The sequence below is a fragment of the Streptomyces sp. NBC_01808 genome (assembly GCF_035917395.1).
Taxonomy (GTDB): Bacteria; Actinomycetota; Actinomycetes; order Streptomycetales; family Streptomycetaceae; genus Streptomyces.
On sequence record NZ_CP109072.1, the window covers coordinates 1899622 to 1919059 of the forward strand.

16 protein-coding genes, 1 pseudogene and 1 riboswitch are annotated in these 19438 nt (G+C 74.7%); of the genes and pseudogenes, 8 read left to right on the forward strand and 9 right to left on the reverse strand.

Annotated elements, in window-relative coordinates; all coding sequences use genetic code 11:
• The first annotated feature begins 42 nt into the window (after positions 1-42).
• On the forward strand, positions 43-1863 hold the full coding sequence (locus OG946_RS08045) for an AMP-dependent synthetase/ligase (protein WP_326795442.1): 1821 nt from the start codon (positions 43-45) through the stop codon (positions 1861-1863).
• Positions 1864-1984: 121 nt separating this feature from the next.
• On the opposite strand, the gene OG946_RS08050 is transcribed toward OG946_RS08045, so the two are convergent.
• Entirely contained in the window at positions 1985-3178 is a 1194-nt protein-coding gene (locus OG946_RS08050; protein WP_326795443.1) for a glycosyltransferase family 4 protein, read from the reverse strand.
• A gap of 121 nt (positions 3179-3299) precedes the next feature.
• On the opposite strand from OG946_RS08050, the gene OG946_RS08055 reads away from it, so the two are divergent.
• Positions 3300-4544, forward strand: coding sequence for a glycosyltransferase 87 family protein (locus OG946_RS08055; protein WP_326795444.1), 1245 nt, complete (start codon positions 3300-3302; stop codon positions 4542-4544).
• A gap of 32 nt (positions 4545-4576) precedes the next feature.
• Here OG946_RS08055 and OG946_RS08060 read toward each other — a convergent pair whose 3' ends face one another.
• The 6 genes from OG946_RS08060 to OG946_RS08085 all read right to left on the reverse strand — a co-directional run bounded on the left by OG946_RS08060 (position 4577) and on the right by OG946_RS08085 (position 10695).
• Positions 4577-4702: a DUF6126 family protein gene (locus tag OG946_RS08060; RefSeq protein ID WP_222439496.1), complete on the reverse strand. Its 126-nt coding sequence runs from the start codon at positions 4700-4702 to the stop codon at positions 4577-4579.
• 16 nt (positions 4703-4718) lie between these two features.
• Positions 4719-5312, reverse strand: coding sequence for a helix-turn-helix domain-containing protein (locus tag OG946_RS08065; protein ID WP_326795445.1), 594 nt, complete (start codon positions 5310-5312; stop codon positions 4719-4721).
• 65 nt (positions 5313-5377) lie between these two features.
• A complete protein-coding gene (locus tag OG946_RS08070; protein WP_326795446.1) occupies positions 5378-6595 on the reverse strand; it encodes a hypothetical protein in 1218 nt (405 codons plus the stop codon).
• 173 nt (positions 6596-6768) lie between these two features.
• Positions 6769-7806, reverse strand: a complete 1038-nt coding sequence (locus OG946_RS08075; protein WP_326795447.1) for an NlpC/P60 family protein — start codon at positions 7804-7806, stop codon at positions 6769-6771.
• Positions 7807-8007: 201 nt separating this feature from the next.
• Positions 8008-9030 carry a C40 family peptidase gene (locus tag OG946_RS08080; RefSeq protein ID WP_326795448.1) on the reverse strand — a complete coding sequence of 341 codons (1023 nt, stop codon included), beginning with the start codon at positions 9028-9030 and terminating at the stop codon, positions 8008-8010.
• Between the two features lie 306 nt (positions 9031-9336).
• Positions 9337-10695, reverse strand: coding sequence for an NYN domain-containing protein (locus OG946_RS08085; RefSeq protein WP_326795449.1), 1359 nt, complete (start codon positions 10693-10695; stop codon positions 9337-9339).
• A 177-nt stretch (positions 10696-10872) separates the two neighbouring features.
• Between OG946_RS08085 and OG946_RS08090 the strand changes: the two genes are divergently transcribed.
• The 6 genes and pseudogenes from OG946_RS08090 to OG946_RS08115 form a co-directional block, all read left to right on the forward strand.
• On the forward strand, positions 10873-11154 hold the full coding sequence (locus tag OG946_RS08090; RefSeq protein ID WP_047015320.1) for an Lrp/AsnC family transcriptional regulator: 282 nt from the start codon (positions 10873-10875) through the stop codon (positions 11152-11154).
• A gap of 104 nt (positions 11155-11258) precedes the next feature.
• A complete protein-coding gene (locus OG946_RS08095) occupies positions 11259-11576 on the forward strand; it encodes a hypothetical protein (protein ID WP_442814594.1) in 318 nt (105 codons plus the stop codon).
• Positions 11577-11579: 3 nt separating this feature from the next.
• Positions 11580-12995, forward strand: coding sequence for a sensor histidine kinase (locus OG946_RS08100; RefSeq protein WP_326795451.1), 1416 nt, complete (start codon positions 11580-11582; stop codon positions 12993-12995).
• On the forward strand, positions 12995-13687 hold the full coding sequence (locus tag OG946_RS08105; RefSeq protein ID WP_326795452.1) for a response regulator transcription factor: 693 nt from the start codon (positions 12995-12997) through the stop codon (positions 13685-13687). The genes OG946_RS08100 and OG946_RS08105 overlap by 1 nt, the downstream gene beginning before the upstream one ends.
• Before the next feature lie 90 nt (positions 13688-13777).
• Positions 13778-15202 carry an SLC13 family permease gene (locus OG946_RS08110; protein ID WP_326795453.1) on the forward strand — a complete coding sequence of 475 codons (1425 nt, stop codon included), beginning with the start codon at positions 13778-13780 and terminating at the stop codon, positions 15200-15202.
• A gap of 56 nt (positions 15203-15258) precedes the next feature.
• Positions 15259-16521: pseudogene (locus OG946_RS08115) on the forward strand (glycerate kinase family protein); the annotation flags it as partial.
• Here the strand turns inward: OG946_RS08115 and OG946_RS08120 are convergent.
• Together OG946_RS08120 and trpD are read right to left on the reverse strand one after the other, a co-directional pair.
• Complete coding sequence (locus OG946_RS08120; RefSeq protein ID WP_326795455.1) at positions 16464-17840, reverse strand: aminotransferase class V-fold PLP-dependent enzyme; 1377 nt, start codon at positions 17838-17840, stop codon at positions 16464-16466. The pseudogene OG946_RS08115 and the gene OG946_RS08120 overlap by 58 nt on opposite strands.
• Before the next feature lie 192 nt (positions 17841-18032).
• A riboswitch (SAM riboswitch) is annotated at positions 18033-18150 on the reverse strand.
• 113 nt (positions 18151-18263) lie between these two features.
• Positions 18264-19331, reverse strand: coding sequence for an anthranilate phosphoribosyltransferase (gene trpD / locus OG946_RS08125; protein ID WP_326795456.1), 1068 nt, complete (start codon positions 19329-19331; stop codon positions 18264-18266).
• Between the last annotated feature and the right edge of the window lie 107 nt (positions 19332-19438).

Here is a 19438-nt window from a genome sequence, read left to right on the forward strand (position 1 = left end):
TAGGGTCGCAGGTGGCCCACCGGAACGTCGAGGAGCAGCGTCTTGCGAGAGTTCGCCCTTCCCGCCCTGTACGAGGTCCCGGCGGACGCCAACCTTTCGGACCTCGTCCGCACCAACGCCGCCCGCACCCCCGACCTGGCCGTCGTCGCCCGCAAGACCGCGGCGGGCGACTGGCAGGACGTGTCCGCCGCGGACTTCCTCGCGGAGGTGGAGGCGGTGGCCAGGGGCCTGGTCGCGGCCGGGCTGCGGCCGGGGGACCGGATCGGGCTGATGTCCCGTACGCGGTACGAGTGGACACTGCTGGACTTCGCGATCTGGACCGCGGGCGGCGTGACCGTCCCGGTGTACGAGACCAGTTCGGCCGAGCAGATCCACTGGATCCTCAGCGACTCGGGCGCGGTGGCGTGCGTGGTGGAGACCGCGGAGCACGCCGCGGCGGTCGAGTCGGTACGCGGCCGGGTGCCGCTGCTGCGCCAGGTGTGGCAGATCGACGGCGGGTCCGGCGGCGAAGGGGACGGCAAGGGCGCCGTCGCCGAGCTGACCGCCGCCGGGACCGGGGTGTCCGACGCCGCGCTGGAGGAGCACCGCTCCGCGGCCGGCGCCGACTCCCCCGCGACGCTCGTCTACACCTCCGGCACCACCGGCCGCCCCAAGGGCTGCGTCCTCACCCACGGCCACTTCCTCGCCGAGTGCGGCAACGCGGTGGAGCAACTGCGCCCGCTCTTCCGCTCCGGCGACAGCTCCATCCTCCTCTTCCTGCCGCTCGCCCACGTCTTCGGCCGGCTGGTGGAGATCGCGGCGATGGTCGCCCCGATGAAGCTCGGCCACGTGTCGGACGTGAAGAACCTCACCGGCGACCTCGCCGGCTTCAAGCCGACGCTGCTGCTCGGCGTTCCCCGCGTCTTCGAGAAGGTCTACAACTCCGCCCGCGCCAAGGCCGGGGCCGACGGCAAGGGGAAGATCTTCGACAAGGCGGCCCACACCGCCATCGCGTACAGCCGCGCCCTGGACACCGGCGGCCCCGCCTTCGGGCTGCGGCTGCGGCACGCGCTCTTCGACAAACTCGTCTACGCCAAGCTGCGCGCCGTCCTCGGCGGCCGCGCCACCCACGCGATCTCCGGCGGCGCCCCGCTCGGCGAGCGGCTCGGGCACTTCTACCGCGGCATCGGCTTCACCGTCCTGGAGGGCTACGGCCTGACCGAGACGGCCGCCGCGATCACCGTCAACCCGGTGCAGCGCCCGAAGATCGGGACCGTAGGGCAGCCGCTGCCGGGCTGCACCATCCGCATCGCCGACGACGGCGAGGTGCTGGTGCGCGGCGGCAACGTCTTCGAGGAGTACTGGGCCAACGAGGACGCGACGGCCGCGGCGCTAGACGGCGAGTGGCTGCGCACCGGCGACCTCGGCAGCCTGGACGAGGACGGGTATCTGTCCATCACCGGGCGGAAGAAGGAGATCCTCGTCACGGCGGCGGGCAAGAACGTCGCCCCCGCGGTGCTAGAGGACCGGATCCGGGCGCACGCGCTGGTGGCGGAGTGCATGGTCGTCGGCGACGCGCGCCCGTTCGTCGCGGCGCTGGTCACCCTGGACGAGGAGTTCCTCGCCCGGTGGGCGGAGGAGCACGGCAAGCAGGGCCGGACGGCGGCGGAGCTGGCGGACGACACGGAACTGCTTGCGGCGGTGCAGTTGGCCGTGGACGACGGGAACGCGCAGGTGTCGCGGGCGGAGTCGGTGCGCAAGTTCCGCATCCTGCCGGGGCAGTTCACGGAGGAGTCGGGGCATCTCACGCCGTCGCTGAAGCTGAAGCGGGGCGCGGTGGCGAAGGACTTCACGGAGGAGATCGAGGCGCTGTACGAGCGGTAGGGCGCGGGGGCGTACGGGGTCGCTCGCGTACGGGCGCCGAACGCCGGTCGCGTACGGGCCCGGTGGGGCCGGTGCGTACGACCGCCGCCCCGGCGCGTACCGTACGCGCCGCTCCGCGCCCTCACAGCAGCGACGTCAGCCGCTCCGCCAGCAGGTCCCAGCGCCACCGCTCCGCCACCCACGCCCGCCCCCGCGCGCCCATCCGCGCGCGCAGGTCCGCGTCGCCCAGCAGCGTCACGATGTGCTCCGCCGCCTGCGCCGCCTGCCGCTCCGCGCCGCCGCGCACCACCCACCCGGTCTCGCCGTCGAGCACCGCGTCCGGGGCCCCGCCCGAGTCGCCCGCGACGACCGGCAGGCCGGTCGCGGACGCCTCCAGGTACACGATGCCCAGCCCCTCCACGTCGAGCCCGCCGCGCCGGGTGCGGCACGGCATGGCGAACACGTCGCCCGCGCCGAAGTGCGCCGGCAACTCCTCCCACGGCACCGCGCCCGTGAAGCGCACCGAGCCGGCGACACCCGTGGCCGCCGCGAGCTTCTCCAGGTCACCGCGGTACGGGCCGCCGCCGACGATCAGCAGCACCGCCTCCGGCCAGGACTCCCTGATCCGGGGCAGCGCGCGGATCAGGGTGTCCTGGCCCTTGCGGGGGACGAGCCGGGAGACGCAGACGACGACCGGCCGGTCCGCGAGCCCGAGGCGGGCGCGTACGGCGTCGCCGCCGGAGCCCGGGTGGAACGCGGTCTCGTCGACGCCCGGCGGCAGCTGCGCCATGCGCGCGGCGGCCTCGGGGGTGAGCGCACGGGCGATCCGGGCGCGGGTGTACTCGCCGAGGTACGTGAGCGTGTCCGCCGACTCGCCGATGCGCCGCAGCAGTTGCCGCGCCCCCGGCAACTGCGCCCAGCCCGCCTCGTGCCCGTGCGTGGTGGCCACGATCCGCTCGGCGCCCGCGCGCCGCAGCGCCGGCGCCATCAGCCCGAGCGGCGCGGCGGCCCCGAACCACACCGAGCGGCAGCCGTGCGCGCGCAGCAGCCCGGCCGCGCGGCGGGTGACGCGCGGGGTGGGCAGCAGCATCGTGGTGCGGTCGCGGATCACCTCGAAGGGCTGGCGGGCGTCGAAGTCCCGGGTGGCGGCGCGGCCTTCGGCGTCGCGCTTCCAGGTGGAGGCGTAGACGACGACCTGCTCGGGGTCCAGCCGCAGGCACATGCTGTGCAGGAAGTTCTGGATCCCGCCGGGGCGGGGCGGGAAGTCGTTGGTGACGACGAGCGTCTTGCGCGGCGGCCTGTGGGTCGGCGGCTTGCGGGTCGGTGGCTTGTGCATCGCGGCCGACAGTACCGGGGCCCGCGGTGCCGGGGACCTGCGGCCGGGCGGAGCCGTGTCGTAGTGTCGTCGGACTCGCAGTGTCGTCGGACGCACACGGGGGCGGGGCGGAGGTCGAACCATGGCACGGGTCGCGGCGCCGGTGGCGGCGTGGGCGCTGACCCGCACGGGCCTGCTGCTGCTCGTGCTGGGTGTGGTCACGCTGCCCGGGCCCGACGTCACCAGCGACGTCGAGGTGATCTACCGCGGCTGGTACGAGGTGCTGCGCACCGGCACGTTCCCGGTCGACGACGTGAGCTGGCAGTACCCGCCGGGCGCCGCGCTCCCGGTGCTCTCCCCCGGGCTGCTGCCGTTCCTCGGCTACGCGTCCGCCTTCTTCGCGCTGGCCTGCGCGGCGGACGCCGCGGTGCTGGCGCTGCTGCTGCGGGCCGGCGGCGGCGCCGGGCGGTCGCGGGCGGGGGCGTGGTTCTGGGTGGCGGGGGTGCCGCTGCTGGGGCCGACCGCGTACGCGCGCTACGACGTGATGGTCACCGCCGTCGCCGTCGCGGCGCTGCTGGCCGCGGCCCGGCGGCCGGCGGTCGCGGGGGCGCTGGCGGGGTTCGGCGCGATGCTGAAGGTGTGGCCGGTGCTGGTGCTGCTGGGCGCGGCGCGCGGGCGGGCGACGCGGCTGTCGTGGGGCGCGGCGGCGGGTACGGCGGCGGGGGTGGCGCTGCTGGCGTCCTTGGCGATGCCGGGGGCGTTCGACTTCGTCACGGCGCAGCGCGACCGCGGCACGGAGGTGGAGTCGCTGGGGGCACTGGTCTTCCACATCGGCCGGCACCACGGCTGGGAGGGGACGGTGGAACTGCACTACGGCTCCATGGAGTTCCTCGGTCCCGGCGTCGGCCTGGTCAGCGATCTGGCGCTGGCGCTCTCGGTACTGGCGATGGGGTGGCTGGTGCTGTGGCGGCTGCGGGCGCGGGAGTTCACGGCGACGACGGGGTGCGAGGCGGCGTTCGCAGGGGCGCTGCTGTTCACGACCACGAGCCGGGTGATCAGCCCGCAGTACCTGCTCTGGCTCGTCGGCCTGGCGGCGGTGTGCCTGACGCTGCGGGCGGCGCGGATGGCGCTGCCGGCGGGACTGGTGCTGGCGGCGACGGGGGTGACGCTGGCGGAGTTCCCGGTGTGGTTCGGTGAGGTCGTGGGGAGCACCGGGTTCGGGATCGCGCTGCTGGCGCTGCGGAACGGGCTGCTGGTCGCGGCGACGCTGGTGGCGTGCCGGCGGCTGTGGCGGTCGACGGCGGGGGCGCCGGTCGGGCCGGAGAGCGGGGAGGCTTCGGTGCCGCGGCAGCGTACGGCGCGGGAGGACGACCTGCTGACGTGGTGAGGTCCGCGTACCCCGTGTATCCCCTTCGCGGTCTACGCGCCGCCGCCCGCCTTGAAGAGGAGCAGCAGGAACGCGGCGAAGAGGTGGCCGACGAAGATGTAGACGATGAGGCGGATCACCAGGCCGCGGGGGAATCTCTCTTCAATCCGCTTGGACACGGCGGTCTCCTTGGGGTCAGTGCCGGGTGCCGTCACCGAGGCACAGCCCGGCGACGGCGCTCTGCAGCAGCGTGTGGACGAAGAGCAGCCCGAGGCCGCCGGGCTCGGCGGCGGCGATGCGGTGCGGGGTGAGGGAGTCGAACTGGGCGCTGTCCCCCGGGTCAAGCAGGTGCTCGCGGTCACCGAGCACGAGCCGCATCCGCCCGTCGAGCACGTACAGCCACTCCTCGCCGGGATGGACCCGTACGAGATCGCGGTGCTCGGCGTCGTACGGCACGAACACCCGCAGCGCCTGCATCCCCCGGTCCGTCCCCCCGGCCTGCCGGTACGACCACCCTCCGGCCTCCCGCACCGGCACCTCGGCCCCCCGCACGACGGAGGTCTGCGCCGAGGGCACCTCGCCGAGCAGCTCGGAGACCGTCGTACCGTAGACCCGGGCCAGCTTCAGCAGCACCGGCAGCGAGGGCTGCCGCTGCCCGGTCTCCAGCCGGGAGAGATGAGCCGGCGAAAGCTCGGCCCTGGCGGCCGCGGCCTCCAGCGTCAGCCCGGCCCGCCGGCGCAGCTCACGCAGGTGGGGAGCCTGGGGGTGGTCGGTGCTCATACCGGCCATTGAGCCACCGCGCGTGCCCCAGAGTCAAACTCCTTGCCTCTCAGGCAAAAGTGGCGCGGGCGCCCTCAGCCCACCTCGCGCTCCAGATACGTCCGCCACCGTGCCGTGAACTCCCCGAGGTCGACACCCAGCTCCGCCCGCAGTGCCGGGCCGACGGCCTGCTCGCGGGACTCCGCCCCGCCCACGGCGCGGTAGAGCGCCACGAGGCGGTCCGGGGTCCACTCGTCGGCGACCATCCGGGCCGCCAGCCACGCTTCGCCGTACGCCTCCGCGACCCGGTCGCCGTCGCCGCCCGCGGGACGGGTGAAGTCGGCGTCGGCGGGGAGGGACCGTGGCAGCCGGCCGGCGGCCACGGCACGGGCGAGTTCGGGTGCGCCCTGGCGGGGGTCGCGGCCGGTGGCGCGGAAGGCGACCCAGTCCGCGAAGCCCTCCGAGAGCCAGAGGGGCGTGGCCGGGGAGGTGTCGGCGCGGGTGGCGACGTGGACGGTCTCGTGGGTGAGGACGATGCGGCGCCCCAGGGTGCCGAGGGTGTCGTACGCCTCGGGGTTGACGACGACGCGGTCGGCGGGCGTGCGGTCCCGGTGCCGGCCGGTGGTGACGGCGGCGACGCCCGCGTAGGCCGTGGGCCCCGCGCCGAGCAGTTCCCCCATCGCCGCCTGCGAGGCGGGCACCAGCACCACGACGCGGCGCGCCCACGCGCCGCCCCAGGCGGCGGAGACGCCGGGCACCGCGCGGTCGGCGACGGCGGCGATGTCGCGCAGGCGGCCCTCGGGGTGGCCGGCGCCGAGCACGAGGCTGTGCGTACCGCGTACGACGGTCAGGGGGCCCTGGTCCCACGGCTGCGGGCGGCTGCCGGGCGCGGGTCCCGCGACGTACCAGCGGCTGTCGCGGCGTACGAACTCCAGCCGCTGGTCGGCGGTCGCGTCGCCGGTGTCGTAGCCGCGGAGGCGGTAGGTCAGGCGGACGTCGGCGGTGGTGCGCTCGGCGGCGGGCACGGTGGCGCCGGCGGGGTCGTCGAGGCGCAGGGTCCAGGCGGCGAGCGGGAGGGCGTCGAGGTTGCGGAAGACGGTGCGCTGCTGCTGCCGGTACGGGCCGGATTGCGGGTCGACGGTGCGGAGGTACGCGGCCTCGTCGCCGTCGCGGACGGCGGCGGAGCGCTGCCGTAGCAGGTCGGCGATGGCGCGGGTGGCGTCGCGGGGCTCGCCGTCGTCGCCGCACCCGCCGAGCAGCACGGCGACCAGCCCGGCACAGAGCACCAGCACCACGGTCCGTACGCCTGCCACGCCGACGAGCGTACGTCGCTGCGGCGGGCGGGGCGCGGCGCGGGTGACCGGGGCGGTGTTGTCAGAGGGGCGGCCTACCCTTGGGCGGGAGTGCGGGGGACGTAGGGGATATGGGGACGGCGGGGATGTGAGGGACGTGGGGGCGCGCCGGCAGCCGCGCCCCCGTCCGCTTCCTACGGCCGGGTCACCGAGGCGACCGGCATCATTCCCACCGGGTCATAGCGCACCGACGCGCCCGGGTACGGGGCGTGGACGACCTGGCCGCCGCCCACGTACATCGCCACGTGGCTCGCGTCCGCCCGGTACGTCACCAGGTCACCCGGCTTCGCCTGGCCCAGCGGCACCTGGCGGCCCGCGTAGCGCTGCGCCTGCGACGTGCGCGGGATGGACACCCCGGCCTTGCCGTAGGCCCACTGCGTCAGGCCCGAGCAGTCGAACCCGCCGGGCGCCGCGCCGCCCCACACGTACGGGGTGCCGACCGCGCCCCGTGCCGCCGCCACCGCGAGCGCGCCGCGGCCGGAGGCCGGCACCGGGGCGAGGTCGGGCGCCTGGGCGGAGCGGGAGGCGCGGTCGCCGGCGCCGGGGCGCTCCTCCTTCGGCAGCGAGTTGAGCAGCCGCCGCGCCTCCGCGAGCCGGTCGGTGACCTCGCGCTTGTGCCCGGCCAGCGCGTCGCGTTCGCGCTCCAGGTCCGCGAGGGTGTCCCTGGCCCGTACCCGCTGCTGCTCCAGCCCGCGCTGGAGGCCGACGAGTTGGCGCAGCCGGCCGCTTTGCCGGTTGCCGATGCGCTCCAGGGTGGCGGCCTTCTCCAGATAGCCCTCGGGGCTCTCCGAGAGGATCAGGGTCAGGTTCGGGTCGATGCCGCCGGAGCGGTACTGCGCACCGGCGAGCGAACCGAGTTCGGTGCGCATCCGGTTGATCCGGGCGAGGTCGCGGGCGGCGCGGTCCTGGAGCAGCGCCGCCTTGCGGCGCAGCTCCTCGGTGCGCTCCTTGGCCGCGTTGTACTTCTCGGTGGCCCGTTCTGCCTGGGCGTAGAGGTCGTGTACGCGCTCCCTGGCCTCGGCGTGGTCGTCGGGGGCGGCCAGGGCCGCGTCGGAGAGGCCGGAGAAGACGGCGGGCGAGCCGGACAGCGCCGCCGCCGCGGCGGCGGTGAGGACGCCGGTACGCAGGCGGCCGGCACCGCAGTGCCGGATGGATCGTCGATGTGCTGACACGCGGCAGACAGTAACCACGCGACTACGCGCCGACCAAGAACCGCCCCCGGGCGCGATGTCGGCGCCCGGGTGCCGACGCAGGTCACCCGCGGGACGTTCGAAACGCGCGGTGTCGGCAATTCGCCCGAACGGGCGGCACGGTGGCCGTAACGAAAGCCGCGGCGTGCACAACAGAGGCCGCGGCGGGCACCGCGGCCGGCGTCAGACGCGCGCGCCCCACATGAACGGCATGTTCCCGACGGCCTCGTAGCGGACGACCGCGCCCGGCTTCGGGGCGTGGATGATCTGGCCGTTGCCCGCGTAGATGCCCACGTGGTGCAGGTCGCTGTAGAAGAACACGAGGTCCCCGGGCTGGAGCTGGCTGACCGAGGATATCCGGGTGCCGACGTTGGCCTGGTCCTGGGAGATGCGCGGCAGCGCGACGCCGGCCTGCGAGAAGGCCCAGCCGGTGAGTCCCGAGCAGTCGAAGGAGCTGGGGCCGGTGGCGCCGTAGACGTACGGGGCGCCCAGCTTGCTCTGCGCCGCGGACAGGGCGGCCGCGCCGTGGGAGGAGCCGGGGGCGACGTCGCCGAGGTCGACGCGGTCCTCCGCCTCGCGGCTGGCGCGCTGCTCCTCTTCCGCGAGCGCGGCCTGCTCCTCCTCGGTCAGCTCGTTGAGCAGCGCGCGGGCGTCGCTCAGCTTGTCCTGGACCTTCTTCTTCTGGGAGCCCAGCTCCTTGCGGGTCTCCTCCAGGTCCTTGAGCTTCTCGCTCGCCTCCTGGCGCTGCTGCGCGAGGCTGCGCTGCTTGTCGGCGATGCGTTCCAGCGACTCGGCCTGCTTGCCGCTGACCCGGTCCATCGTGGACGCCTTGTCCAGGTAGGTGTCCGGGTCGGCGGAGAGGAAAAGCTGCACGGAGGGGTCGATGCTGCCGCTGCGGTACTGGGCGGTGGCCAGCGAACCGAGGCCGTCGCGGAGGTCGTTGAGCTCCTGCTGGCCGCGGGCGGCCTTGTCCTGGAGCTCCTTGACGTCCTCTTCGAGCTTGTCCTGCCGCTCCTTGGCGCCGTTGTACTTCTCCGTGGCGCGCTCGGCGTCCTCGTACAGGTTGTCGACCTGCCGCTTGACGTCGTCCTTGTCGGGGGCGGCTTGCGCGCTCTGGGTGGAGAGGGCGACGGCCGCGGCGGCGGTCGCGGTGAAGACGGTGACCCTGGCCCGGTTCGGCTGCTTCGGTCGACGGTGGGACGCCACGAAGGCGAGCTCCTCTTCCTCCAGCCGCCCGACCGTGGCTTTGGGGATGCCCCGGTACCGGCGGGACCTTCGCCATCGCCCCGGTTGAGCGACCGACAGCACGAAGGTTCGGGCCAGACACTAACGAGGCAGGGGTGATCCGTTCAAATCCCTCCGGCAAAAAAGTCCCCCCGAAGCGCGTTTCTTTACTCACATCACACGGCCAGTAGTCACTGTTCGACAACGAGTTGGACTCGGAGCGGCGAACTGTCCGCACCCGCGAGGGACGGAAGGGTTGTCCGAACTCGCCCGTGTTTCCCCGGGTTGTCAGCTCCGCGCGAGCCGCTTGAGGAGCAGCGCGGACGATACGGGCCGGGCGCCCGCGGCGGCGACGCCGTCGGCGACCTCGCGGTCGGCGGAGACCACCACGACGGGTCTGCCGGTGGGTTCGGCCCGGACGAGCCGGCGGATCAGCTCGTCCGCGGTCTCGCCCGGCTTGCTGAAGAGCACCCGCACTCCGCGCGGCGGCGCGAGCAGCACCGGCGCGGCCAGCTCCGCGCCGTCGAACACACACGTCACCTCAGCACCTGTCTGCGCGGCGAGGCCGGCGAGGCCGCCGAGGAGGCGCAGGCGCTGCTTCTCCAACGGGAGGGTGGGATAGCCGGTCTTGGTCACGTTGTAGCCGTCGACGACCATGTGCGCCTGCGGCAGCGCGAGCAGTTGGTCGAGGAGCGCCGGGTCGGTGGCGGACAGGGCGCGGGCGGCCACCTCCTTCGGCGAGATCGTGCCGGGCTCGACCGCGCCCACCGTGTCCGCGGGCGTCATCCGGGCGGGCGGCAGGGCGAGTTCGCGGCGGAGCCCCTGGGCGGCGTCGAGCACGGTGTCGAGGAGGAGCCGTACGCGCATGTCCTCCACGCTGCGCCCCTCGCGGGCGGCCCGGCGGCTGGCCTCCAGGCCCGACTCGGCCTCGCCGAGGCGGGCGCGGAGCCGGCGGGCCTCGCTCTCGGCTGCGGCCAGGTGGGCGGCGGCCTCCTCGCGTCCCGCGGCGGTCTCCTGCTGGAGCTTGCGGACGGCGGCCTCGCCGCGCTTGACGTCGCTGAGCGCGCTGCGCAGCCGGCGGTGCAGGCCCTCGTTCTCGCGGCGCAGCGCCTCCAGTTCGTGCCGGGTGCGCTCCGACTCGCCGCGGGCGGCAGCGCGGGCCTCGGACAGCTCCCTACGCAGCCGGGCCAGCTCGCGGGCGGCCTCCTCGCCGGCCCGCTCGGCGCCGGCGCGCTGCTCCTCCTCGCCGGCGGCGGCGATGAGCTTGACCCAGCCGGGCGGCCGCAGCAGGTACGCGAGGGCCGCGACGTCGACGGGCTCGGCGGCGGCCGGCGGGCTGCCGCCGCGCAGCGCGGCGGCCAGCTCGGGCTGGAGCTCCGCGGCCCGCCCGGCGATCCGGTCGCGGAAGGCGGCGTCGGCCTCCAGCGCGGCGGCGATGGCGTTGCCGGCGAGCTTGACGCGGCGGGAGGGGGTGAAGCGGGCGTACTGCCGCAACTGCGGCGGCAGCTCCGCGACGGTCAGGCCACCGAAGGACTCGTCGGCCAGGGTGACGATCCGGCGGCGGACCCCTTCGGGCAGCGGGCCGTCGAGCACCTCGGCCGCGTCCTCCTCGGAGGAGACGCCCGAGCCTTCTCTCGGCTCCACCACCGGTCACCCTTCCGCTTCAGCGATCCCCGCGGCTTCGGCCGGTCCCTCCGGCGCCGGGCCGGCCCGGCGCACCGACCGTCGTCGCAGGCCGTGCCCCCACCCTACGACCTGGAGCGAGGTCTTAGGCAGACAGATAGAGTGAGCGCCGCACGCGGGTCCGAGAGGGAGAGCGAACACATGATCACTGCGATCGTTCTGATCAACACCGACGTGGACCGCATTCCCGAGATCGCGGAGTCGATCGCCGCGATCGACGGGGTCAGCGAGGTGTACTCGGTCACGGGGGCGCACGACCTGATCGCCATCGTCCGGGTGGCGCGCCACGACGATCTGGCCGACGTGATCCCGGGCCGGATCAGCAAGGTCCCGGGCGTGGCGGGGACCGAGACGCACATCTCCTTCCGTACGTACTCGCAGCACGACCTCGAAGCCGCGTTCGCCATCGGCCTGGAGGAGTAGCGCGGTGCGCGCTCGGGGCCGTAGATGAAGAATCTCTCATCCGTCCTTCACGCTGCGCGGCATCCGCCGGCCCCAGCCTCAAACACATGGCTTTCTCGAAGCGCATGGCCGCACTGACAGCCGTGGTGGCGATCCCGCTGGGCGTCGCCGCGACCAGCTACGCCCTGACCGACGACCCGGAGGACCCCACTCCGCCCGCCCGGGTGGAGATGGAGGGCGGCACGTCCTCCCCGCCGGGGTCCACCTCGCCGTCGACAGGCACGTCGCCCGGCGAGGAGACGGGCAAGGAGACGGTCTCGCCGCCGCCGGTGCGCGACGGGCCCACCACCGATCCGTCGGGCAGCGCGAGCGGCGACGACGACGCGGACGACACCGGGGACGACTCCGGCGGCGGCAACGACGACGATGAGTTCGACGACTGATCGATGATCTCCGCGCGTGCCCGCATTCTCCTGCTGCTGCTGGTGGTGATGACGGCAGCCCTCGCCGCCGTCGCCGGCACCACCCGGTCCATCCTGCTGCGGGACCTGGAGCACCGGGTCGACCGGCTGCTGGCGCAGGAGACGCGGGAGTTCGCCAGCCTCTACGAGCGGGGCGTCGACCCCGAGACGAGCCGCCCCTTCACCGACCCGGAACGGCTGCTGACGGTCTTCCTGGAGCGGCAGTACGCCGACCCCGACGAGGAGTTGCTGGGCCTGGTGCGCCAGCGCGGCGACGGGCCGAAGCAGCTCGTCCAGCCGCGGGACCTGACGATGTCCCGGCCGCTGGAGAACGACGAGGCGGGCCGCCGGGCGATCTTCGAGTCCGGCGGCCGTACGGGCTCCCTCGACCGGCCCTCGGGCGAGGTGCGCTGGGCGAAGGTCGGCATCGGCGCGAAGGAGGAGCCGGACGCGGCGGCGTTCGTCGTCGCCATCCACACCGAGCGCGAACGCGAGCAGGTGAGCGATGTGTTCGTCATCATGCTGATGATCTCGGCCATGGCGCTGGTGGTCGTCAGCGCCATCGGCTGGGCGGTGGCGGGCCGCATCCTGGCGCCCGTACGGCTGGTGGGACAGACCGCCGCGCAGTTGACGGAGCAGGACCTGACCCGGCGGATCCCGGTGCGCGGGCGGGCCGACCGGGACGAGACGGCGGCGCTCGCGGCGACGTTCAACGCCATGCTGGACCGGCTGGAGCGGGCGTTCGCCGCCCAGCGGGAGTTCGTCGACGACGCCGGGCACGAGCTGCGTACGCCCATCACCATCGTGCGCGGGCACCTGGAGCTGATGGGCGAGGACCCGGCGGAGCGCGAGGAGACGCTGCGGCTGGTCACCGACGAGCTGGACCGGATGACCCGGATCGTGGAGGACCTGCTGCTGCTCGCCAAGGCCGAGCGGCCGGACTTCGTCGAGCCGGAGCCGGTGCAGTTGGCGGAGCTGACCGCGGACGTGTTCGTCAAGGCCAGGACGCTGGGCGAGCGGGACTGGGAGCTGAGCGAGGTCGCCGAGGGCGAGAGGCGCCTCGACCCGCAGCGTGTCACGCAGGCCATGGTGCAGCTCGCCCAGAACGCGGTGCAGCACACCGCGCCCGGCGGGCGCATCCGGATCGGCTCGCGGACCGTGGAGGGACACGTCGAGCTGTACGTCGCCGACAGCGGCCCCGGCATCCCGCCCCAGGACGCCGACCTCATCTTCGAACGCTTCCGCCGCGGCACCGCGCGCCGCGGCTCCCGCGGCGGCGGCGCGGGCCTGGGCCTGGCCATCGTCAAGGCCATCGCGGAGGGCCACCGCGGCCACGTCGAACTCAGCCCCACCGAAGGCGGCGGGGCCACCTTTACCCTGATCCTTCAGGAGGGTCTGTGATGAACCGGATTCTCATCGCCGAGGACGAGGAACGCATCGCCTCCTTCGTGGAGAAGGGGCTGCGCGCCAACGGCTTCACCACCACCGTCGCCGCGGACGGCGACACCGCGTACGAGTTCGCCCTGACCGGCGGCTTCGACCTGGTCATCCTCGACATCGGGCTGCCCGGCCGGGACGGCTTCACCGTGCTGCGCCAACTGCGCGAGGCGCGCTCGACGGTGCCGGTGATCGTGCTCACCGCGCGGGCGTCGGTCACCGACACCGTCGCGGGTCTCGAAGGCGGCGCCGACGACTACATGACCAAGCCGTTCCGGTTCGAGGAGCTGCTCGCCCGGGTGCGGCTGCGGCTGCGTACCGCCGCGCGGGCGCCGGAGGTGACGGTGCTGCGCAGCGGCGACCTCTCGCTCGACCTGCGCACGCGCCGGGCGCAGGCAGGCGGGCGCATGGTGGACCTGACGGCCCGCGAGTTCGTGCTCCTCGAACTCTTCCTGCGCCACCCCGGGCAGGTGCTCTCGCGCGAGCAGATCCTCTCCCACGTGTGGGGCTACGACTTCGACCCGGGCTCCAACATCGTGGACGTGTACGTGCGCGCGCTGCGCAAGAAGATGGGCGCCGAGCGGGTGGAGACCGTACGCGGCATGGGCTACCGGCTGCCCGCCCGCCGGCCGGATGAACCCGAGCCGGCGCGCTGACACTCGTTCGGGTGACGCCCAGGTAAAAGGTGAAATCTCCTTAATCTTCGGCTCATCAGAGGCTCACGGCCGCCGCGGAGGCTCTTTCCCGTGAGCCTCTCCCTGCGCCAGACCGCGACGTTGTGCGTGGCCCTCAGCATCTGCGCCCTGCTGGCCGTCCCGGGCAACGCCCCGGGGCTGACGGCCGACGGGCGCCTGACCCTCGCGGTGTTCGCCCTGGCGACCTGCGCCTGGATCGGCACGCCGATCGACGACACGTTCATCGCGCTGGGCGCGGGGCTCGCGCTCGTCGTCACCGGGGTGCTGGACAGCGAGACGCTGTTCGGCACCCTGGGCGACGAGACGGTGTGGCTGCTGATCTGCGCGTTCGTGCTCGCCGCCGCGGTGGCGGGTACGGGCCTCGCGGGCCGGGCGGCGGTGTTCCTGGTCACCGGGGCGCGCTCCGTACGGCAGTTGGTGCACCTGACGACGGCGGCGCTCGTCGTCACCGCCTTCGCCGTGCCGGCCACCTCCGGCCGGGCGGCGCTCGCGCTGCCGGTGTTCCTCGCCCTGGCCAAGGCGCTGGGCGAGCGGAAGCGGCTGGTGGTGATGCTGGCGCTGCTCTTCCCCACCGTCATCCTGCTCTCCGCGGTGGCGACCCTCATCGGCGCCGGGGCGCACCTGATCACGGTGTCGGTGCTGTGGGAGGCGACCGGGGAGCAGATCGGCTTCACCGAGTGGCTGCTGCTCGGACTGCCGCTGGCGATCGCCACCGCCCATCTCGCCGCCGAGGTGGTGCTGCTGACGATGACGAAGCGCGCGGACCGCAAGGGCCCGGTGCACCTGACCGCCGAGCAGATCCAGGAGCACACGGAACAGCCGGTCACCGGGCCGCTGTCGCAGGCCGAGGCGCGCTGCGCGCTGCTGCTCGGCACGGTGGTGGTGCTGTGGTGCAGCGAGCCGCTGCACCGGGTGCCGCCGGCGGTGGTGGCGCTCATCGGCGCGGTGGTCGCGGCGTCGCCGGCGATAGGGACCGTACGGCTGAAGGACGCGCTGCGCACGGTGCCGTGGTCGCTGCTGCTGTTCATGGCGGCGACGATGGCGATGGGCATCGCGCTGTCGGAGTCGGAGGCCGCCGCGTGGCTGGTCTCCGGGCTCCCCGGCGGCTCGTCCGTGCCCGCATGGGCGTTCCTCGCCGGGGTGGTCGCCGTGAGCACCGCCGCGCACCTCGTGCTGCAGTCCCGCTCCGCGCGCTCCAGCGTGCTCGTCCCGCTGGTCATCGCCGCGGCGCTGGCCGCCGGGGTCAACCCGGTGGCCGCCGCGCTGGCGTCCACCGCGGCGGCCGGCTTCTGCCAGACGCTGCCGGCGTCCGCCAAGCCCGTCGCACTCTTCTCCGACATACCGGGCGTGGCGACGTACACGCCGCGGGACCTGCTGCGCACGGCCGCGGTACTGGCCCCGCTGACGGCGGCGCTGGTGCTGCTCTTCGCCCTCGCGGTCTGGCCGCTGCTCGGCGTGCCCGTCCTCGACGACTGAACCGCCGCCAGCCGGCCGCCGACCTCCGTACACCCCTCCGACCCTCAGGAGACCTCATGCTCGACCGCGTCGTCGTCGCCCCCAGCGGCTTCAAGGAGTCCCTGTCCGCCGAGGCCGCCGCCGAGGCCATCGCCGAGGGCGTCGGCCGGGTGCTGCCCGATGCCGCCGTCGACCTGATCCCGCTCGTCGACGGCGGCGAGGGTACGGCGCAGGCGCTGGCCGCCGCGACTGGCGGGCGGCTCGTCCCGTACCCGGCCACCGGCCCGCTCGGCGACCGGCTGGAGAGCCACTTCGCCCTCCTCGGCGACGGCACCACCGCGGTGGTCGAAATGGCGGCCGTCGCGGGGCTCGCGCTCGTGCCGCGCCCGCGGCGCGACCCGGGCGGCACCACGACGTACGGGGTCGGCGAGCTGATCCGCGCCGCGCTCGACCACGGCGTACGCCGCATCATCGTCGGCTGCGGCGACTCCGGCACCTCCGACGGCGGCGCCGGCGCCCTGACGGCCCTGGGCGCCCGGCTCCTCGACGCCGAAGGCCGCGACCTCGCCCCCGGCGGCGCCGCCCTCGCCCGGCTCGCGCGCATCGAGCCCGCGGGACTCGACCCCCGGCTCGCCGGGACGGAGCTGCTGGTGGCCTGCAACCCGTACAACGTGCTCTGCGGCCCCCGCGGCGTCGCCCGGGTCTTCGGCCCGCAGAAGGGTGCCTCCCCGCGGCAGGTCGAGGAGCTGGCCGCCGCCCTCGACCACTGGGCCGGCGTCCTCACCCGCGACCTCCCGGTCCCCGGCACGGACCTGCGCCTGGGCGCCGGCACCGGCGCGTCCGGCGGCCTCGGCGCGGGCCTCGCGGCGGTCGGCGCCCGCCTCCTGCCGCGGTTCGAGGTGCTCCTCGGCCACCTCGACCTCGACGCCCGGCTGGCCGCCGCCGACCTCGTCATCACCGCGGAGGGCGCCCTCGACCACCAGACCCCGCGCGGCAAGGTGCCCGCGGAGGTGGCGCGCCGCGCCAAGCTCCACGGCCGCCCGGTCCTGGCCCTCGCCGGCACGATCGGCGAGGGCGCGGAGGAGGTCCACGGCACGGGCGTCGACGCCTACGGGACCATCATCCCGGGCCCGATGGCGCTGCCGGAAGCGCTGCTGCGCGCCCGGGAGTTCCTGGCGGACGCGGCCGAACGGACGCTGCGCATGGTGCTGATCGGCAGCGCGCTGGCCGGGCGTCCCGCCGGGACCGGCAATCCGAGGTAGCCGCGGGCTCCCGGCCGGGCTCAGACCACCGCCGGTGCCGCGCCGGAGGCGGGGACGCAGCGGCCGTCCACCGTGCGGTACGACCACCGCGCCCCGTCGCGCACCAGCGACCCCAGCGCCGCCAGGAACCGGTCCACGTGCTCGTCCGGCGTGCCCGCCCCGAAGCTCACCCGCACCGCGTTCAGCGGCCGCTCCCCGTCCCCGGCGCCGCCCCCGCACTCGGCCGACTCCCCCGCCTCGCCGAGCAGCACCCGCACCAGCGGGTGCGCGCAGAACAGCCCGTCCCGCACCCCGATCCCGTGCTCCGCCGACAGCGCCGCCGCCAGATGGGAGCTGCTCCAGCCGTCGACCACGAACGAGATCACCCCGACCCGCGCCGCGTCCGCGCCGAACAGCGACAGCACCCGCACCCCCTGCAGCTCCGCGAGCCCTTCAAGAATCCGCGCCACCAGTGCCCGCTCCCGCGCCACCAGCTCGCCGAACCCGGCCTCCGTCAGCGCCTTGCACGCAGACGCGATCGCGTACGCGCCGATGACGTTCGGCGACCCCGCCTCGTGCCGCGCCGCCGTCGTCTGCCACTCGACGTCCACTCCCCCGTCCGCCGCGCGCAGCACCCGCCGGCTGGCGCCGCCGCCCGCGAGGTACGGCGGCGCCGCCTGGAGCCAGTCCGCCCGCCCCGCGAGGACGCCGGCGCCGAAGGGCGCGTACAGCTTGTGCCCGGAGAAGGCCACCCAGTCCACGCCCAGATCCGCCACGTCCACCGGGTGGTGCGGCGCCAACTGCGCCGCGTCCAGGACCAGCCGCGCCCCGTGCCGGTGCGCCGCCGCGGTCAGCTCCCGTACGGGCCACAGCTCTCCGGTGACGTTCGAGGCGCCCGTCACGCACACCAGCGCCGGACCGTCGCCGACCCGCGCCGCGAGCGCCGAGTCCAGCGCCGCCACGGCCTGCTCGGGGCTGCCGGGCGCGGCGAGCACGGTGACCCGGCCGGCCGCGGACCCGTCGTGCTGCCAGGGCAGCAGGGCGGCGTGGTGCTCGGTCTCGAAGACGTAGACCTCGGTCCCCGGCGGCAGCGCGGTCGCCAGCAGGTTGAGCGAGTCGGTGGTGGAGCGGGTGAAGACGACCTGGTCGTCGGGGCGGCAGCCGAGGAACCCGGCGACCGTCGCGCGGCTGGACTCGAAGAGCTCGGTGGAGAGTTGCGAGAGGTAGCCGGCGCCGCGGTGCACGCTGCCGTAGTACGGCGCGTAGGCGGCGACGTCGTCCCAGACGCGCTGCAGCGCCGGGGCGCTGGCGGCGTAGTCCAGGGCGGCGTACTCGGCGTCGCCGCCGGTGACGAGCGGGGCGCGGACGTCCCGGCCGAGGACGGGCAGACAGGCGGGGGTGAGCGTGGACGCGGACATGCGGAACTCCCGTGAGCAGGCGTCGAGATGTGCGGGGTGACGGGCCCGTACGGCCCGGAAAGGACGCGCGCGACGCTCGGCGGAAACCCTGCGGAAGGACGCGCGCGGCGGCGAGGGGCTAAGAGCCCCTAGCGCATTCGCTTGCTCACGGCGGTACTCCCTCGGCCGACCAGGACCCCTGGATTCGCGAGGGGTCCGCGCTTGCCGCAGACCTCGCTGCCTGCGGCCCGGTCATCACCCGGGGCACCCCGCCACGGACGGAGGGTTGCCGGACAGCGGGCCGGGGCCTTGATCGCTGTCGCTCGTGACCTGGTCAGGAGTATGCGCACCGGAGAGCCGCGGCGCAACCCGGTTGCCCGGACTGTCCGCAACTCTCCGGATATCGGCGGGGGTGGCCCGTACCGGGAAACCCCCGCCTCCGCCTCAGCGGTTGCTGGCCGCGACCCAGCGCTCCAGCGCCCGCAGCGCGGAGCCCGAGTCGATCGACTCCGCGGCCCGTACGATGCCCGCCGCGATCCGGTCCGGCAGCGGGCCGTCCGCGTCGGTGTCCAGGGCCGTGAGCGCCGCCGCCGCGTTCAGCAGCACCGCGTCGCGCACCGGGCCGGTCTCGCCGGCCAGCAGCCGGCGGGCGACATCGGCGTTGTACGAGGCGTCCGCGCCCCGCAGCGCCTCCACCGGCACCAGCTCGATGCCCACGTCGCGCGGGTCGAAGCGCTCCTGCCGCACCGCGCCGCCGCGCACGGTCCACACCTGGGAGGTGGCCGTCGTCGTCAGCTCGTCCAGCCCGTCGTCACCGCGGAAGACGAGCGCCGAGGTGCCGCGCTCGGCCAGCACCCCCGCCATGATCGGTGCCATCCGGGCGTCCGCGACACCGGTGGCCTGCGCGCCGACCCTCGCCGGGTTGGTGAGCGGGCCGAGGAAGTTGAACGGGGTGCTGACCCCCAGCTCCTTGCGGGTCTGCGCGACGTGCCGCATCGCGGGGTGGAACTTGACCGCGAAGCAGAACGTGATGCCCGCCTCCTCCGCGACCTCGGCGACCCGCTCGGGCGCCAGGTCGAGGTTGACCCCCAGCTTCTCCAGCACGTCGGAGGCGCCGGAGGCGGAGGACGCGGCCCGGTTGCCGTGCTTGACGACCTTCGCGCCGGTCCCGGCGACGACGATCGCGGACATGGTGGAGATGTTGACCGTACGGGCCCGGTCGCCGCCGGTGCCGACGACGTCCACGGTCGGGCCGGGGACGGCGATGGTGTTGGCGTGCTCGTACATCGTGCGCACGAGCCCGGAGATCTCCGCGACCGTCTCGCCCTTGGCGCGCAGGGCGACTGCGAAGCCGGCGATCTGCGCGTTGCTCGCGGTACCCGACATGATCTGGTCCATGGCCCAGGCGGTGTCCTCGGCGCTCAGGTCCTGCCCGGCGATCAGCGCGCTGATGACATCCGGCCAGGAACGCGCCGCCGTGCTGTCGCCTCCTGCTGCCGTCTGCACGCTCATGGCACACCGTCCCGGGGGTCGTCTCAGTTGTCGGGCGTCAGCCTATCGACCGCAGAGTACGCCGAAGGGCCCCCGTCCAACTGCTGGACGGAGGCCCCGGCGGTGAT

What these genes read in the sequence shown, in the direction of transcription:
- OG946_RS08050 (WP_326795443.1), bottom strand. Translation starts at nt 3,178, where the DNA reads ATGCACAAGCCACCGACCCGCAAGCCGCCGACCCACAGGCCGCCGCGC.
- OG946_RS08055 (WP_326795444.1), top strand. Translation starts at nt 3,300, where the DNA reads ATGGCACGGGTCGCGGCGCCGGTGGCGGCGTGGGCGCTGACCCGCACG.
- OG946_RS08065 (WP_326795445.1), bottom strand. Translation starts at nt 5,312, where the DNA reads ATGGCCGGTATGAGCACCGACCACCCCCAGGCTCCCCACCTGCGTGAG.
- OG946_RS08090 (WP_047015320.1), top strand. Translation starts at nt 10,873, where the DNA reads ATGATCACTGCGATCGTTCTGATCAACACCGACGTGGACCGCATTCCC.
- OG946_RS08095 (WP_442814594.1), top strand. Translation starts at nt 11,259, where the DNA reads ATGGCCGCACTGACAGCCGTGGTGGCGATCCCGCTGGGCGTCGCCGCG.
- OG946_RS08100 (WP_326795451.1), top strand. Translation starts at nt 11,580, where the DNA reads ATGATCTCCGCGCGTGCCCGCATTCTCCTGCTGCTGCTGGTGGTGATG.
- OG946_RS08105 (WP_326795452.1), top strand. Translation starts at nt 12,995, where the DNA reads ATGAACCGGATTCTCATCGCCGAGGACGAGGAACGCATCGCCTCCTTC.
- OG946_RS08120 (WP_326795455.1), bottom strand. Translation starts at nt 17,840, where the DNA reads ATGTCCGCGTCCACGCTCACCCCCGCCTGTCTGCCCGTCCTCGGCCGG.
- trpD (WP_326795456.1), bottom strand. Translation starts at nt 19,331, where the DNA reads ATGAGCGTGCAGACGGCAGCAGGAGGCGACAGCACGGCGGCGCGTTCC.